The organism is Sanyastnella coralliicola, assembly GCF_030845195.1.
GTDB lineage: Bacteria > Bacteroidota > Bacteroidia > Flavobacteriales_D > Sanyastnellaceae > Sanyastnella > Sanyastnella coralliicola.
On sequence record NZ_CP132543.1, the window covers coordinates 2,288,776 to 2,305,516 of the forward strand.

Sequence of the window (16,741 nt, forward strand, 5' to 3'; positions counted from 1 at the left end):
ATTTCAAGCATGTCGAATAGAAGATCATTCCTGAAACGTTCGGGCGCTGCATTGGCCGGTCTAAGCCTCGCCCCTCTTGTTAAAGCTCAGCCCATTAAGAAAGACCCTGTTCCTTATAAAAAGGGACTGGTTATCAGTACTTGGTGGCATGGATTAGCTGCAAATGATGAGGCACATAAGATCATCGCCAATGGCGGAACCGCGGTAGACGCAGCGGAAATGGGCGTGCGCATTACCGAGGCTGATGCTACCGGACAAAGCGTGGGAGTTGGTGGATTGCCTGATCGCGATGGAAATGTCACCCTTGACGCGTGCATCATGGATTCTAAAGGCAATGCTGGTTCGGTATGCTTTCTTCAAGATATTCTACACCCTGTATCTGTCGCTCGAAAAGTGATGGATGATACGCCACACGTCATGTTAGCCGGCGAAGGCGCACGTCGATTCGCATTGGATAATGGCTTTGAAAAGACCAACCTCCTCACTCCAGAATCTGAAAAGGCATGGAAGGAATGGCTGAAGGAGAAAGAGTACAAGCCTATTATTAACATTGAGAATCACGACACAATCGGTCTTCTTTCAATGGATCAAGCTGGAGACATTGCTGGAGCATGCACCACAAGTGGGTTGGCTTATAAAATGCACGGACGCGTTGGTGATAGTCCTATCATTGGAGCCGGACTATTCGTTGACAATGAAGTAGGTGGTGCTACTGCCACAGGTCTTGGTGAATTGGTGCTTCGCACCTTGGGTTCATTCTTGATTGTTGAATTAATGCGTCAAGGTGCTTCTCCTCAAGAAGCATGTGAAGAGGGTGTTCGTCGCATCGCCAAGCGTAACAATGTGAAGGATATGCAGGTTGGATACCTCGCTGTGAATAAGGCAGGTGAAGTGGGGGCATACGCTATACACCCCGGTTTCAATTACGCGTTACATCGCGATGGACGCAACGAGATGATCGATGCGAAATCTATGCTGTAAACCCGAGGGCTCCGTGCACCTCGCTTAAGATGGTTGCTGGTCCTCCGTAGTGCTCTACAACACGTACTTCAGGCTTGTGTGATTGAATATATTCGATGTACGCTAGACGGCTATGTGGTTCAATACCACCACCGATCAGTAACAGATCAAAATCTTCTTCGCGTAGCATCCGCATGATCCTTTCCGGATCAGAAGAACCGAGTGTCCCGAATTTGGCCAGTTTAAGAATGCCTTCGAGTTTCTCGATAATGTAGTCATGCTTCCCTACGATCATGACTCTTTTCGTTAGTTCAGATGTTTGATTTTCGCTCATAGTCTCCACTTGTCGCTCTAATCTAAGACCAAAAGTTGAGCACTTTCACCTCCTTCGACAAGAACAATTCCACACATTATTAACAGACAAATCTTTCAACGATTGTGCGGAATTGACCTTTTTCAGGGAAGCATTTGGTAGGTTTGCGGTATGAATTCCACCCTGGGTTTCATAAAGCTACTTCGTCCGGTCAATTTGCTCATCATTGTTTTCACGATGTATGCGATGCGCTGGGGCGTACTTCACGCGATTGCTGATCACCATGGATTGGTCCAAGGCTTCCTTCTCGAAGAATGGAAATTTGGCCTGATGGTATTAGTGATGGTGCTGCTCGCGGCTGCGGGAAATATGATCAACGACTATTTCGATTTGAAAGTTGATCGCGTCAATAAGCCAGAGAAAGTCATTGTTGGTCGCGTGGTGAAGCGCCGTGTGGTGATGGCCGGTCATCATGCTTTCAACGTACTCGCCACATTGATTACCGTTTGGTTGGCTTGGGACCAAAACGACTGGCGATTGATTCTTTTTCCAGTGACCATGGCGGCCTTGTTGTGGTTCTATTCCCTCCTCTTCAAAAAGCAGGTTTGGATCGGCAATTTTGTAGTCTCGCTTTTGGTGGCGGTAGTTCCTGTTTGGGCTGGTTTCATTGAAGTTCCGAAGTTGGCGCATGCTTTCACCCTCACGGGTGGGAACGGCAATGCCTTCTCCTTTGACTCATGGCAGTGGTTAATAGGATATGCTGGTTTCGCTTTCTGGACCACTATGATCAGAGAAGCTCAAAAAGACATTGAGGATACAGAAGGAGATAAAGCCGGAGGATTTACGACCATCCCTATCGCTTGGGGCGAAAAAGGTGCTAAGCGATACATCATCGGACTATTTACAGTGCTTTTTGTCGCCATTGCCATTACACTCTGGGCTATTCGAGGCTATGTTCCAAACGAAACAAGCTTCTTCATTTTTGCGGCGATGGTCGTTGCCGCCATCTTTATTCCTGCCCTCGTAAGTCTGCGTTTTACATGGATTGCTCGCAAAAAAGCTCATTATGGCGTAGCAAGTAAATGGTCAAAGATTCTAATGGCCGGTGGATTGATCATTGGAGCATTGATGCCACTCTGGCTTTAATACAGTTAACACCTGATTCACAGGTGCTTAACATTCTGCTCACTACTGCTCAAATCAATTAAGATTCACATAATTCAAGGGTAACTCCCAACACAATTTGACGCGCTTATTTTGAAGTAAACCTTCGGACATGAAGCGTAATGTGGACATCTTGGTCTTGAGTGACCTACACCTTGGAACATTCGGATGCAAAGCTCGAGAGCTCAATCGCTATCTCAGTTCTGTTGAACCTGAAATGGTGATTCTTAACGGAGACATCTTCGATATGTGGAATTTCAAGAAGCGCTACTTCCCAGAGACCCACATGCGGATCGTGAAGCAGATCATCCGATTTTCAGAAAAGGTTCCGGTATACTACATCACAGGAAACCACGATGAGGCATTACGCAGATATGCTGAATTTTCGATTGGGAATCTCCACCTGGTGAATCAACTTGAATTACGCATCGAAGGCAAGAAGTACTGGTTCTTTCATGGAGATATTTTCGACGCTTCCATGCAGTACGCAAAGTGGCTGGCTAAACTAGGTGGTTGGGGTTACGACCTCTTGATTGCGACAAACAACATAGTCAACGCAGTGCTTCAGCTATTCGGTCGTCCGAGAATGTCGTTTTCTAAACGTATTAAGAACAGTGTGAAGAAAGCGGTCAAATACATCAGCGATTTTGAGACTACTGCAGCTGAGATTGCCATTGAAAATGATTTCGACTTCGTTGTTTGCGGCCACATTCATCAACCGCAACGCCGAACCATTGAACTCGATGGGAAAGCGGTCAACTACATGAACTCAGGAGATTGGATAGAAAACCTCAGTGCGCTAGAATTCGTTGATGGGGAATGGAATCTCTATGCCTACGAGTCGGAAGAGTTTGCCGAGCAAGAGATTATTGATCGTTGGTCGTCGTTATTGAAGCGAGTTCCTGCATAACGAGAGCTATTGATTACTCAGATTGATGAATGCTCCTTGGTTGATAAGTGCAGAGTGAAGCTTGCCATTGGTGGCCACAACGAACTCAGAACTTGGAGACACTTGGGCGCCTTGAAGATCGGTCACCTTCCCCCCTCCTGCCTCTACCAAGAATATACCTGGTCCAATCAGATCAAGATCAGGGGTGGCTAAAATCATTCCACCCAAATTGCCATTGGCTACCAAAGTGAGACCGTAAAGATCACTTCCAGGGATCATCGTACGAACCGGTTGACGCATGATGTTGAATAGCGTATTCAACCGCTTCATTCCATTGGAGTCGTATTCTCCTCGGTAGCTAAAACCTAAAAAGCTCTCTTCAATTGAGTATACGTCGTTGACCTGAGTAACGATATTGTTCCTCTTCACTTGCGTCAAATCCTCGGCAAAGAAGAGCTCTTTGTAGTAAGGATTAAAAACGCCAGACATCTTAGTAATTCCTTCTACAACGAAGGATATCGCTAAGCTAAAGTTTGGTTGTCCGTAAATGAAACACTCTCTACCGTCGAGATGAACCAAATGAATTTCTCCTGAGGATACTTTCAGTCGAGTGAAGTGGTCATTCCCTGAAGTCTCTTGGATTTGGAGGTAGTCATCAATCACCTGAATCATGTGATCTCTACTTGAAAGGGAAATCAGAGTGGACACTTCCTTCATTCCCCCTGTGCTCAACGGATCTCGTTGAAAGCGATCAATCACATATTTACCAGCAGTGATCACTGCTTTGCGTGAAATCCTCTTGATGAAACCTTGGTTCATAGATGAGCAAAGCAAAAGAATCCATCTTGTGAGAGTGTTAGGGTCGTGTTAACAAAAGCCTAACATGAAGTGGCCTCATGACTATTTCCGAATTCTAACGGCAATGCGGTTCGAATAAGGAGTCTGCAGAGTCTCGAAGGGATCGTTCACAGAAAATCGCAGTGACTAAGTCGTGATCCATTGCTCCCACTACCTTCTGATTATCAACACTTCAACATCAAATACCGTCATTATTATGGCCTGGTTTCGATGTTAACTTACACGTAACACTGAAGTAACCATACAGTAGCATCCCTGAGCAAATTTTGCAGCGTTAAGTTTCTTCCATTAATCAATTTAGCAATGACTACACTTTTACGCTCAAGCATGATGCTACTAGCAATCCTCTTCGCAGGATCAATTAGCGCTGCTGACATCATCGTAACAGACGATGGTTCTGGTACAGGTACAACAACCTGGACCAACGACAACACTTACTTCCTAGACGGATTCGTATTCGTAAATAGCGGACAGGTTCTGACTATTGAAGCGGGAACAGTAATTAAAGGTATCGCTGGAACTGGAGCAGATGCATCTGCGTTGGTTGTAGCACGCGGTGGACAAATCTTCGCAAACGGAACGGCAGACGCTCCGATTGTGTTCACATTCGAAGAAGATCCTCTTGATGGTTCTATTCCATTCGACACACGAGGTCAATGGGGTGGTGTTATCGTTCTTGGAGCCGCAGAATTGAACTCTGAGCCAGGTGAAACACAGATTGAGGGAATTCCTGAAACTGAAGAGCGTGGACTCTACGGAGGAAGCAACAATACTGACAACTCTGGCGTGATTCAATACATTTCGATCCGTCACGGAGGTACTGATATTGGTGCTGGAAATGAGATTAACGGACTGACACTAGGTGGTGTTGGTTCTGGTACTGTTATCGAGCACGTTGAAGTTATTTCAAATGCGGATGACGGCATTGAATTCTTCGGAGGAACAGCCAACATCAAGTGGGCATCTGTTGCCTTTTGTGGAGATGACTCTTTCGACTACGATGAAGGGTGGCGCGGATACGGACAGTACTGGTTCTGTGTACACGACGTTGAAGGTGGTGAAGGTGATCGTGGTGGAGAACACGACGGAGGTACCAACCCTGAAGACGGTATGCCTTTCGGAACTCCAGTAGTATACAACGCTACGTACATTGGTCGCGGAATCGACGCTGGAAAACGTGCAATCACAATGCGTGATAATGCCGGTGGTCAGTACCACAACTCAGTATTCGCAAACTGGGGTCGCGGAATTGATATTGAGAACCTAGCATCTGGAGAAGATAGCTACGAGCGTTTCCTCGATGGTTCTTTAGCCTTTGCAGGTAACGTATTCCAAGACGTTGTTATGGATGGTGACCTTTGTTCTGGACAAGATGCAACTGCATCTGACCTATTCAAAATTTCAATGGGGTCAGGATGGGCTTCAGAATCAGATTCTACAAATGCACTGAATGCGTCTACTGAAGCTTTCGTAGCATCATTCGAAGGAAACAACAACCAGGTGGCTGACCTAGGACTAGAATATGAAGTGATCCCTAACTCAGAAGGGTTGAACCCAGTACCTGTAACAAACTTTGGTGGAGGTACTCCTGCGACTTTGGATTGGTTCGATGCTGTTTCTTTCAAAGGAGCATTTAACCCAGATCAAGAAAACTGGCTATTTGGCTGGACTATGCTCGATCAATACGGTTTCTTGAGCAGCGCTGATAATGATGATTGCGATCAAACAATCGTAGTATCAGATGACGGTTCTGGAACAGGAACTACTACATGGAAAGCTTGTAACACATACGTACTTGACGGTTTCGTATTCGTGAATGACGGTCAGTGTTTGACAATCGAACCTGGAACTGTCATCAAAGGTATGGCTGGAACAGGTGCTGATGCATCTGCGTTAGTAGTTGCTCGTGGTGGAAAAATCTTCGCTGAAGGTACTCCAAACAACCCTGTAATCTTCACTTTCGAAGCAGATCCACTAGACGGTTCAGTTCCGTACGACACGCGTGGTCAATGGGGTGGTTTGATCGTTCTTGGAAATGCAGAATTGAACTCTGAGCCAGGAGAAACACAGATTGAGGGAATTCCTGAAACTGAAGAGCGTGGACTTTACGGTGGTACAGACAATGAAGATAACTCTGGAGTTATTCGTTACATCTCTGTGCGTCACGGTGGATCAGACATTGGTGCTGGTAACGAAATTAACGGTATCACGCTAGGTGGTGTTGGATCTGCAACAACCATCGATTACGTAGAAGTTGTATCAAATGCAGATGACGGTATCGAATTCTTCGGGGGAACTGCTCGTGTGAAACACGCTGCTGTTGCCTTCTGTGGCGATGATTCTTTCGATTACGACGAAGGATGGCGTGGACAAGGACAGTTCTGGTTCACTGTTCATGATGATACTGATGGTGAAGGTGACCGAGGTGGTGAGCACGATGGTGGTACGAACCCAGAAGATGGTGCTCCTTACGCTACTCCAATGATCTACAATGCAACTTACATGGGGCGTGGTATGGATGCTGGAAAGCGTGCATTAACATTCCGTGACAACGCAGGAGGTCAGTACCACAACTCTATCTTCTACAACTGGGGACGTGGTGTTGATATCGAAAACCTTCCTTCAGGACAGGATAGCTACCAGCGATTCCAAGACGGTGAATTGGTGATTGCGAATAGCTGTTTCTATGATGTTGTTTCTGCTGACGCTACCGCGGAAGATATCTTCAAGATCTCTATGGGATCTGGATGGGCTTCTGAATCAGACTCGACAGAAGCACTGAATGCTTCAACAGCTGCCTTCCAAGCATCATTCGCTTCGAATGGTAATGAAGTTGCAGACCCACAATTGAACTACGAAATTGAAGAAGGTTCAGAAATGTTGATGGTGAAGCCGGAAGGGAACGTTGATGCTGATCCTGCAGAAGGAGATTGGTACACAGCTGCAGCTTACAAAGGTGCATTTGATCCATCTGAGGAATGTACTTGGCTACACGGTTGGTCATTCCTTGATGAGCGTATGTTCCTAGGTTGTGTAACTTCTATTGAAGAAGAAACGGTATTCGCTACCGCGGAAGCACTGTCAGTATTCCCTAACCCGAACACTGGAATCTTCAATGTACGTTTCAACAACAACGTTGATATCGCAACACTTTCTGTAATGGACATGACAGGACGTACTGTTGCTGCACTTCCATTGCAAAACCTACCTGCTGGAGCTCAAGTCGAAGTAAACCTAGATCAATTCGGATCTGGACTTTACCTCGTGCAGTTCGAGCAGAACGGAATGGTGAAAACAGCGCGTGTAATCGTACGCTAACAACATAATCAAGCAAGTAGAAAGAGGGCGTTCCAGCGATGGGACGCCCTCTTACATTTTCCATAGCGTTCCCGTAACATTCCCATAACAATATCACCTGACCTTTGCACTCAGAATGTTCGTCCAAATGAAAAATGTAATTCTAACACTTACCCTAGCACTAGGAGCCTTAAGCGCTCTGGCACAGGGAACTATCCGCGGTAAGGTTACCGACGGAGTCTCCGGAGATGTACTCTTCGCCAACGTGGTGATTGAGGGCACTTCTAAAGGTGTAATGGCTGATCTAGATGGAAACTTTTCCCTCGAAGATCTTGATCCTGGAACCTACACGTTGAGCTGTAGTTTCATCTCTTACGAGACGGTAAAGAAGAGTGATGTCGTTGTAACAGATGGTGAAGTAACCATCGTCAACTTCACTTTGATGCCGGCTACATTCGTTATCGAAGATGCAGCTGAAGTCGTGACAAAAGCTGACCGTTCTCGTGATACCTACATGGAGAATATCAAGAAGAAGAATCCATCGATGATGGATTACATCTCTTCTCAGCAAATCAAGAAAACAGGTGACTCTGATGCCGCTGGTGCATTGAAGCGTGTAACAGGAGTTAGTACAGTAGGAAACTACGTTTTCGTTCGTGGTCTTTCTGATCGTTACTTGAAAACAACTCTGAACGGTGCAGAAGTTCCTTCTTTGGATCCAAAGCGCAACGCTGTTCAGATGGATATCTTCCCTACCAACTTGATTGACAACTTGGTGGTGGTAAAGACACTTCAAGCAGATCTTCCAGCTGATTACTCTGGTGCCTACATCAACGTCATCACAAAAGATTTTCCTGATCAGTTTCAATTCCGTTACTCAGGCTCATTCGGGTACAACACCAATTCAACTTTCAATGATGATTTCCTGACAAGTACAGGGTCTGATACCGATTGGATTGGATTCGATAATGGATTCCGTGACGCTCCTTCTATCGTTACTGACGCTAGCGAGATTCCACAGCAAAATTTCTCGAATTACTACGAGGCACTTGTAGAAGCAGGATACGAGAATGACCTTACTGCACTTGGAATTACGTCTTCTTCAGACATTGGAAATGGCGCTGACCAAACATCAATAGGTGATATCGTTAACGCAATTGAGGGGATTGAGTCTGTGAGCTACGTAAACAACACGCTCCTTCCCCAAGTTCGAGAGGTGAAGAACAAAGAGCTTTCTGATATGGGCCGTGCATTTGAAAACACATGGGATCCTAAGAAACAAGCTCCATTCCTCGACATTACTCAGTCTTTGAGCTTCGGTAACCAAGGGAAACTTTTTGGTCGTCCACTCGGATATGTGTTCGGAATCCAGTACAAGCAACAAAACCGTGGTTACGAAGCGGGACAAACTGGACGATACACATTGACAGGTGATGAGAATGAAATCAACAACCTGAACACAGAGCGCTTACTTACTGACAACCTTGGTCGTCAGTCAACTTACATCTCTGCGTTGTTGAACCTAAGCTATAAGCTATCTCCGAACAACAAGATTGGTTTGACTTTCATGCCTAACGTTAGTGGTGTGAACACTGCGCGCTACCAAGATGGTATCAACCCAAGTGATGAAATTGGTCTTGGTCAAGAGCAACGCTCTCAGCGTTACCTAGAGCGTCAAATGAACATCTACCAGCTTCGAGGAGAACACGTTCTTAAAGACAAAGGGAACATCAAAATCGATTGGCTAGGAAGCTACACTCGCGGAGTGCAGCGCACACCAGATCTACGTGTATTCATCAATAGCTACAACGAAGTACCAGGTGGAACCTTCTACTTCGATGCAGAAGGAAATGATATCACTGATGACGCCAACGCTCTGCTTGCTGACGGAGAAAACTTGGAAGAATACTACCCAGGATTTACTGTTCAACAGCAAGAAGGCACAACATTGAACTACGACATCCTAGACAACCTCTACCCTTCTCCAACACGCTACTACCGTGAAATGGTTGACAACACGCTTGATCTTAAACTCAATGTGGAGATTCCATTCACCAACGCAACTGGATTGAAGAACCGTGTTCGTCTTGGAGGATCATACGTAAGCAAAACACGTGATTACACTGAACAGCGCTACAGCTTCATCAGCACAGGACTTGACTACAACGGTAACCCGAACGACTATTTCTCTCAGGACAACTTCACAGTAGTTCCTGGAGGACAAGACGGATACCTCTTCCTACGTGATGACACAGACATCCAGAACAGCTACGATGCTAGCATGGACGTACTTGGTGCTTACGGTATGGTTGACTGGAACATTACTTCACGTCTACGTATTAACGCTGGTGCACGTCTAGAGACAACGGATATGCTTCTAGAATCACGCATTCTACAAGCAGAGCAGATTCAAGACAGCCTACAATTCAACTTCCGTGGGCAGCTTGACTTGGTAGACATCCTTCCGTCATTTAACATGACTTACCTACTTCGTCAATACGACCTTGCAGTCACGAACCTTCGTATTTCTGCTAGCCAGTCGGTTGCTCGTCCAATGTTCCGTGAAAAAGCGCCTTACTCTGTATTCGACTTCGAAGTACAGGAGCAGCAAACTGGTAACCCTGAGCTAGGACGTACGTTGATCAACAACTTCGACCTTCGCTTGGAGCATTTCCCAATGCCAGGAGAATCATACTCTGTTAGCTTATTCTACAAGCAGTTCGACGATCCAATCGAGCAGGTCATCATTGCTACTGCAGCAAACACAGAGATTACTTGGAAGAACGTTGACCAAGCGGTACTATTTGGAGCTGAGTTCGAAGTACGCAAGTCACTTGCCTTCCTTGGTGAGCGTTTCGCACCATTCGGAGTTGGAGCTAACGTGACACTCGTTCAGTCTGAAACATCAATTGATGAGGCAGAGCTAGAAGTGATCCGCGCAACTGACCTCGATCACGAAGATACGCGCCCGATGTTCGGTCAGAGCCCGTACATCATCAACGGTATCCTGACTTACGATAATGACTCAATCGGATTGAACATGGCGTTGACTTACAACGTTCAAGGTCCTAAGCTAGTCTTGGTAACTACTGGAGGAACACCTGACATCTACGCTCAGCCAACTCCAAACCTTGACTTCTCAGTATCGAAGTCACTAGGAGATCGTTTCTCGATCCGCTTTAAAGCAAGAAATCTACTCAACCCTGAATACCGTTCAACTTATGAGTTCAAGGGTGAGGAATACGTATTCCAGAGCATGCAATGGGGACGAACATTCAGCTTTGGATTTAGCTACGATATTTAACGGTTGTTCAATATCGAGAATTGGGGGAGCTTCGGCTCCCCTTTTTTGTTGGTAACCAAAGCTTCACCCAAATTTTCCAAAAACCACAGATACAGGGTGTTCCTTTGAGTAACTTTCATTGAAGCTTACTCAACTACGTGGAAAAACTAGTATCAAAAGAGCAGGTAGCCCAAGCTGCCAAACTGAAAAGCTCCAACCCCTTAGTTGGCATTCTATATCGCTTAAGCGGTATGGAGAAAGTCAATGATTTCTATGAGCGTATCTCTCATCTAAAAGACCTTGAATTTGTAGCTAAAAGTCTCGAGCATATCGGACTTCAAGTTGAGGTAGACCCTGAAGAACTGAAGCACATCCCAGAAGACGGATCCTTCATCACCGTTTCAAATCATCCCTTTGGTGCGATAGACGGTATCGCGTTGATGCATGTTTTGGGAAATGTTCGTCCTGATTTCAAGGTATTGGTCAATTTCCTTCTTCAAAACATCGAACAGATTGAAGGCCGGTTGATTGGCGTGAACCCGTTTAACGACCACCAATCATCTAAATCAAATCTCGGCGGAACAAAAGAGGCGATTCAACACATTCGAGACGGACACCCACTGGGCATATTTCCTGCAGGTGAGGTAAGTTCTTTCAACCCGGAAGAAAGAACCATCGCTGATAGCCAATGGAGCCCTCAGGTAGTCAAGTTGATCAAGCATTCGAATGTTCCTGTGATCCCTATTTATTTCGATGGACGAAATAGTCGATTATTCCACTTACTCGGAGTGATTCATCCATCCCTTCGCACTTTGCGATTGCCTGCAGAGTTCAGTAATAAAAGAGGAAAAACGCTCAAACTGAGAATCGGAAAACCCATCAAAGCCAAAGATCTTCAAGGATTCGAAAACACCGCTCAACTTGGACGTTACTTGCGATCGAAAACATACGCTTTAGGTACTCCGCTGGATGTAAAACGAGAACATTTCAAAGGACTCAAATTCCCGAAGAAACCCAAGGAGGTTATTCCTGCTGTAGACAAGAAACTCTTGATCGAAGACATTCGTCGCAGTGCAAATGACAAGCTCTTCGACTATCAAAATTTCGAGTGTTATTTGCTGAATGCCTCTTCCAACCCACATGTTTTAAGGGAGATTGGCCGATTAAGAGAAATTACCTTCCGAAGTGTTGGTGAAGGCACGAACAAAGCGATCGATATCGATGAATACGACTTCTACTACTACCACCTCGTTCTTTGGGATAAAGTGGAAAACAACATCGTTGGTGCCTACCGCGTCGGGAAGGGTGAAGAGATCATGTCGCGCTACGGGAAGAAAGGATTCTACACCAATTCCCTATTCAAAATGAGCTCAGGCATGAAGCCGATCCTCAACCAGTCAATTGAGCTGGGCAGGAGCTTTATCACCCAAGAGTATCAACGACAACGCATGCCGCTATTCTTGCTTTGGAAAGGTATTTTGGTTGTGCTCATTAAAGAACCCAACTACCGATACTTGACTGGTCCTGTGACTATCAGTGGAGCCTACCAAGAGGTTTCAAAGGAGCTGATAATCGAATTCGTCAAGCGACATTACTTTGATCACGAATTAAGTGCGCTCGTAAAGCCGCGTACACCGTATTCTATCAAGACCAAGAAGATAGATCAGGATGCCTTGCTGAATGCTACTGAGAATGACATGAAGAAGCTTGATCGCTTGATTAGTGAGATTGAACCCAGTTCTTACGCCATTCCTGTGCTATTGAAGAAATACTTGCACCAGAATGCGAAGATCCTCGGATTTAACTTGGACCCTCAGTTTAACAATGCTTTGGATGGATTGATTTTATTGGATGTTCATAATCTTCCAGCGGATACGGTAGAGAATTTACAGCGAGAGTTTACCTCGTCTTAAACACGCACACCCAGAACGATGATATCGTCAATCTGCGGGTGATGTCCTTTCCATTCGAAGTAACGTTGATGAAGCATGCTCCGCTGTACATCCAAACTCAGATTGTGTATTGAGTCAAAGATTTGCATGAGACCGCTCTTCTTAAGTTTCTTACCATTCTCTCCTCCGAATTGATCTGATATTCCATCGCTAAATTGATAGAAGATATCTCCTGGTGAAAGCTTCATTTGATGCAAGGTGAAGCGTTTACCCATCCCGAGTCCTGTGCCTCCAACTGAGTGACGGTCACCCTTGATTTCAGAACGCACTCCATCGCGGTAGACCACGACTGGTCGTTTTGCTGAACTGAATCGAAGCATGCTGGTATCATGATCATACTCTACAATGGAAATATCCATACCATCACGCACGGTGAATGGACTATTCTCATTGTACAACATCTCAGTCAGCTCCTTGTCAAGGTTGTAAAGTAGTTCGTCGGGTGACCAAACGTTATGCTTCTTACTCACATCTTTCAAAAGCACCGTTCCAATCATCGACATGAAAGCCCCTGGTACTCCGTGTCCGGTGCAGTCAGCGCATGCGATGAGCACTTTGCTTCCAAACTTCTCTACCCAATAGAAATCACCGCTCACGATGTCACGTGGCTTATAGAAAACAAAGGAATCTCTAAAGTGGCTTTGCAAAGAGTCTGGCTCAGGAAGAATAGCCTTCTGAATGTTCTTGGCGTAGCGAATACTGTCGGTAATGTCTTTATTGGTTATCTCCAGTAGCTCTTTCTGTTTAACCACCTCACGCGTTCTGACGTCCAGTTCTTTCTGCAGACGTTCTTGATTCTGAACCATGACGAATTCTCGCCGCTTCACCACGATTCGCGCTGTAATGAAGACCACAAAAATCACAAAGAAGAAGAACCACCACTCTTTCCAAAATGGTTTAGCAATGTAGATGTTCAACTGAGCTTCTTCCCCATTCGTTTGTCCGCTTTCATCCAGAGCACGCACCCTAAATGTATAGCTCCCATGATCCAATCGAGGATAACGAACGTGCGACTCCTCTACGGGATCTGACCAGCTGAGATCATGTCCATCAAGGAAGTATTCGTAGCGGACCTGGTCAGAATTTAAAAAGCTAATTCCAACGAATCCGATATCAAATCGGTAAGATCCAGAAGGCAGTTCAATCGCTGAGTTCAACGGATACAAGCTATCGCTGATGCTGACCATCGTAAGGTTGATGAGAGGTGCTACTTGATCCGTCATATCTTCTACCGGGTTGTATGAAAGTAATCCTTGATCAGACGCGAAGAGTATACGTCCGTAGCGATCACCGCCTACTGAATTCGGTGTGAATGACTCCAGTCCAAGTTCGTTTGTTGCGAAGGTTCGGATTTGTCCCTCCTCAATTCCAATACGAGATATTCCTCCTTTGTGCCCAGTCCAAACAAACCCTTCCGCGCTAGCGTGAATAGCATAGCAATAATCAGAGAATAAACCCGAACTGCGATCAAAAGTGTGCACTCCCCTCTCATCAATCTTCAAGACACCACCTCCACTGGTTCCAATCCAAACATCTCCTATTTGATCCTCGTCAATACACAAGACGTCAATGAGCTGTTCTTGGTTGAGATCAATAGCTTGCATGACACCGCTTTCAATCTTAACCAAGCCGTTGTTGCGCGTCCCAATCCATATCGTTCCATCGGTCGATTGAAACAGGGTTTTTACCACGTTATGCGGAAGTCCAGACTGCATAGTCAAGTGTGAAATCACACGATTTTCTCGAATCTGATATACCCCGAAATCCGTAGCTACGTACGTAATGGCACCAACGTTCAGAATATCATTAACACGCTGATTTAAGCGGTCATCAGAAAGTCGAACTTTCTCGAATTTTCCTTCTTCGTGATCATAACAGTAAAGACCATGGTCTTCAGTACCCAACCATAAATGATAGCTATCATCAAGGGATAGTTGACTAACAGAAGCAGAGTCAGGCAAGGCCACCATTGCTGTGGTTTCAGTCATCTCAGTGTTCCACTGCAAAAGGCCTTTGTCGCTAGCCAACCAACAAGAGTTTTGTTGCGTAAGAATGTCATTGATCTGATAATTCCCGCCAAGACTTTCCAATCTAAACACGTCATCAGACAGCATCATTAACCCTTCGCCATTGCTACCTATCCAAAGGTTTTCTTCTCTATCGAGGAATAGCACACCCGTACTATTCACGGGGTTCTTCAAGCCTTTGTTTACTTCGATAGCTCGTTGGTATTCTCCTTTGAACTGCTCATCAAGGCGGAAGAGTCCTTGCTTATTCGTTGCTACCCATAAGGCATTGTGACGGTAGCACATATCGGTGACCTCCCAAGAAGCGGTGGTCGAATTCAAATACAACGGGGTAAACTCGCTCAAGGTGGGGTCGTAGCTAACGAGTCCGAATCCTGCCATAGCTACTGCTATGGCCCCTTGATTTGTCGAATGCAGCGCTGTAATGTCATTGCCGTCCAAAGCGCTTTCCCAAGAAAGACTAGAAGAGGAAAAATCATACCTAGCCAAACCAAGATCTGTGGCAATAAAAACATCATTATTCAGGCCTAATAAGCAATCCTTCGGCAATGCGCCATCCAATGAAACTTCAATGATCTCGGTCACACCCTCGATATTGATGTTCACGAGTGTTCCGTTCTGACGCAGGAAGAGGATATGCTCTGCATTATGAGCAGAGGCTACCACACGTTCATTATTCGCACCCCCCGGGTACACCAAATGATACTGGGTTCCATCCGTCTTACTGATCGCACCATCGAAATGTCCGAAATAGACATGATCTCCTACCCTTTCTGAAGCAGTGATGAAGCTATTTGGAAGTCCGTCAGAAGTATCAGCGATGCTAAATGAGTTGCCATCAAATCGATAAAGTCCATTAGCCGTACCCGCGAGTAAGTATCCGTTGGGCGCCTGTTCTAGCGAATAGATAAAACGCTCAAAGAGTCCGTCGGACTCTTTAAATGTGCGCTGATCAAAGCTCTGGCTATAAACACCAGACGAGATGCACAAAGTCAATATGACAATGGCAATCTTTCTCATCTGCGCTGAATAGGTTTAGCAACGGCTTTTCCCTGGTAACGAGGCACTCCACCGATAGGCACCGTGTAGAATGGTAGCAACTCACCGTATTGGTTTGTCACATAGAACACCACGTTATTATTGTTGATCTGAAGCGATTCGTCTTTCGTGAATTGAATGTCAAGCGACTTGCCTCGTTCCTCGTCTTTAATCGTGTACTGATTGCGAGCCCAGTTGTTATCTCCTGAGGTCTCGAGCTCCTCAGCAAAAGACACTACGCTATAGATGCGAATGTAGCCGTCATCATCCCAGTCAAAGTTTGACTGCGCGAGATAAACCACCGCATCATCGATGTACGGGTACACATGCGAAGTCTGCCAAGAGTCGGCATGAAGGCGGAAAGTATATTCGAAAGTGAAGGCATTCCCTCCTTCCACGCTTTCATTGGCGTCAGGTGAGTTTGATAGGTAATACTTGTAGAGGTTTCCATCGTCTCCGCGTACCCCTTCGCAAATCATTTTGAAAATGTAGCCGCCATACTTTTCTGAAAGCTCTCCTTCGACCGGGTTAAATGGTCCGAAGGTGTACCACTTCTCATCGTATTCGGCTTGACCACCGAAGGTCTTTGAAGCCAACAATGTTCCGCTCTTGTAATTCCCAATAGGATCAACTGAACGGGCATCATCGTCGGTGATACAGCTCTTTCCACCAAAAACAGAGAAACGTGTCATGGTGTTGAAGGTCTCCTTCATTTCATCAATCTCACCCCCACAATCAGGATCGTAGACGCGGATGTAGAAAGGCGTCTTTTGGTCTGAAGGGATGGAAAAGAAAAAGGTCTGGCAATAGTCATCGTCTCCCCAAGAGGGATCGGCATTCTTACCGAAAGTGACCAAGTACGGAATGTTCTCTTCCTCAGCGGGAACAGGTTGTGCGAAAAGGCCAAGGGCCAAGAGGCTGCAGAAACAAAATAGTATGGCTGTTTTCATCTCCTAGTCA

At 45.7% G+C, this 16,741-nt stretch carries 10 protein-coding genes; 6 read left to right on the forward strand and 4 right to left on the reverse strand.

The genetic code is table 11. The features are described from left to right. Positions 1–9 precede the first annotated feature (9 nt). Positions 10–981, forward strand: a complete 972-nt coding sequence (locus RA156_RS09460; RefSeq protein WP_306639713.1) for an isoaspartyl peptidase/L-asparaginase family protein — start codon at positions 10–12, stop codon at positions 979–981. Here the strand turns inward: RA156_RS09460 and RA156_RS09465 are convergent. Then, the gene (locus RA156_RS09465; protein WP_306639714.1) at positions 971–1,294 is read right to left on the reverse strand and encodes a hypothetical protein; all 324 of its coding nucleotides are present in this window, start codon (positions 1,292–1,294) and stop codon (positions 971–973) included. The two genes, RA156_RS09460 and RA156_RS09465, sit on opposite strands and share 11 nt — an antisense overlap. A gap of 150 nt (positions 1,295–1,444) precedes the next feature. Here RA156_RS09465 and RA156_RS09470 point away from each other — a divergent pair, with 150 nt between their 5' ends. Next, entirely contained in the window at positions 1,445–2,419 is a 975-nt protein-coding gene (locus tag RA156_RS09470) for a geranylgeranylglycerol-phosphate geranylgeranyltransferase (protein WP_306639715.1), read from the forward strand. Positions 2,420–2,549: 130 nt separating this feature from the next. Continuing rightward, a complete protein-coding gene (locus tag RA156_RS09475; protein WP_306639716.1) occupies positions 2,550–3,347 on the forward strand; it encodes a UDP-2,3-diacylglucosamine diphosphatase in 798 nt (265 codons plus the stop codon). 6 nt (positions 3,348–3,353) lie between these two features. Here the strand turns inward: RA156_RS09475 and RA156_RS09480 are convergent, their stop codons facing one another. Continuing rightward, a complete protein-coding gene (locus tag RA156_RS09480; RefSeq protein WP_306639718.1) occupies positions 3,354–4,145 on the reverse strand; it encodes an inositol monophosphatase family protein in 792 nt (263 codons plus the stop codon). Between the two features lie 342 nt (positions 4,146–4,487). Between RA156_RS09480 and RA156_RS09485 the strand changes: the two genes are divergently transcribed. From RA156_RS09485 to RA156_RS09495, 3 genes are all read left to right on the forward strand, one after another. Further along, positions 4,488–7,502, forward strand: a complete 3,015-nt coding sequence (locus RA156_RS09485) for a T9SS type A sorting domain-containing protein (protein WP_306639719.1) — start codon at positions 4,488–4,490, stop codon at positions 7,500–7,502. 127 nt (positions 7,503–7,629) lie between these two features. Beyond that, entirely contained in the window at positions 7,630–10,785 is a 3,156-nt protein-coding gene (locus RA156_RS09490) for a TonB-dependent receptor (RefSeq protein ID WP_306639720.1), read from the forward strand. Positions 10,786–10,922: 137 nt separating this feature from the next. Next, positions 10,923–12,677 (forward strand): bifunctional lysophospholipid acyltransferase family protein/GNAT family N-acetyltransferase, encoded by a 1,755-nt coding sequence (locus tag RA156_RS09495; protein ID WP_306639721.1) that lies wholly within the window; start codon positions 10,923–10,925, stop codon positions 12,675–12,677. Here RA156_RS09495 and RA156_RS09500 read toward each other — a convergent pair. Together RA156_RS09500 and RA156_RS09505 are read right to left on the reverse strand one after the other, a co-directional pair. Then, positions 12,674–15,763, reverse strand: coding sequence for a SpoIIE family protein phosphatase (locus RA156_RS09500; RefSeq protein ID WP_306639722.1), 3,090 nt, complete (start codon positions 15,761–15,763; stop codon positions 12,674–12,676). The two genes, RA156_RS09495 and RA156_RS09500, sit on opposite strands and share 4 nt — an antisense overlap. After that, complete coding sequence (locus RA156_RS09505; protein ID WP_306639723.1) at positions 15,760–16,731, reverse strand: hypothetical protein; 972 nt, start codon at positions 16,729–16,731, stop codon at positions 15,760–15,762. The genes RA156_RS09500 and RA156_RS09505 overlap by 4 nt, the downstream gene beginning before the upstream one ends. Positions 16,732–16,741 lie beyond the last annotated feature (10 nt).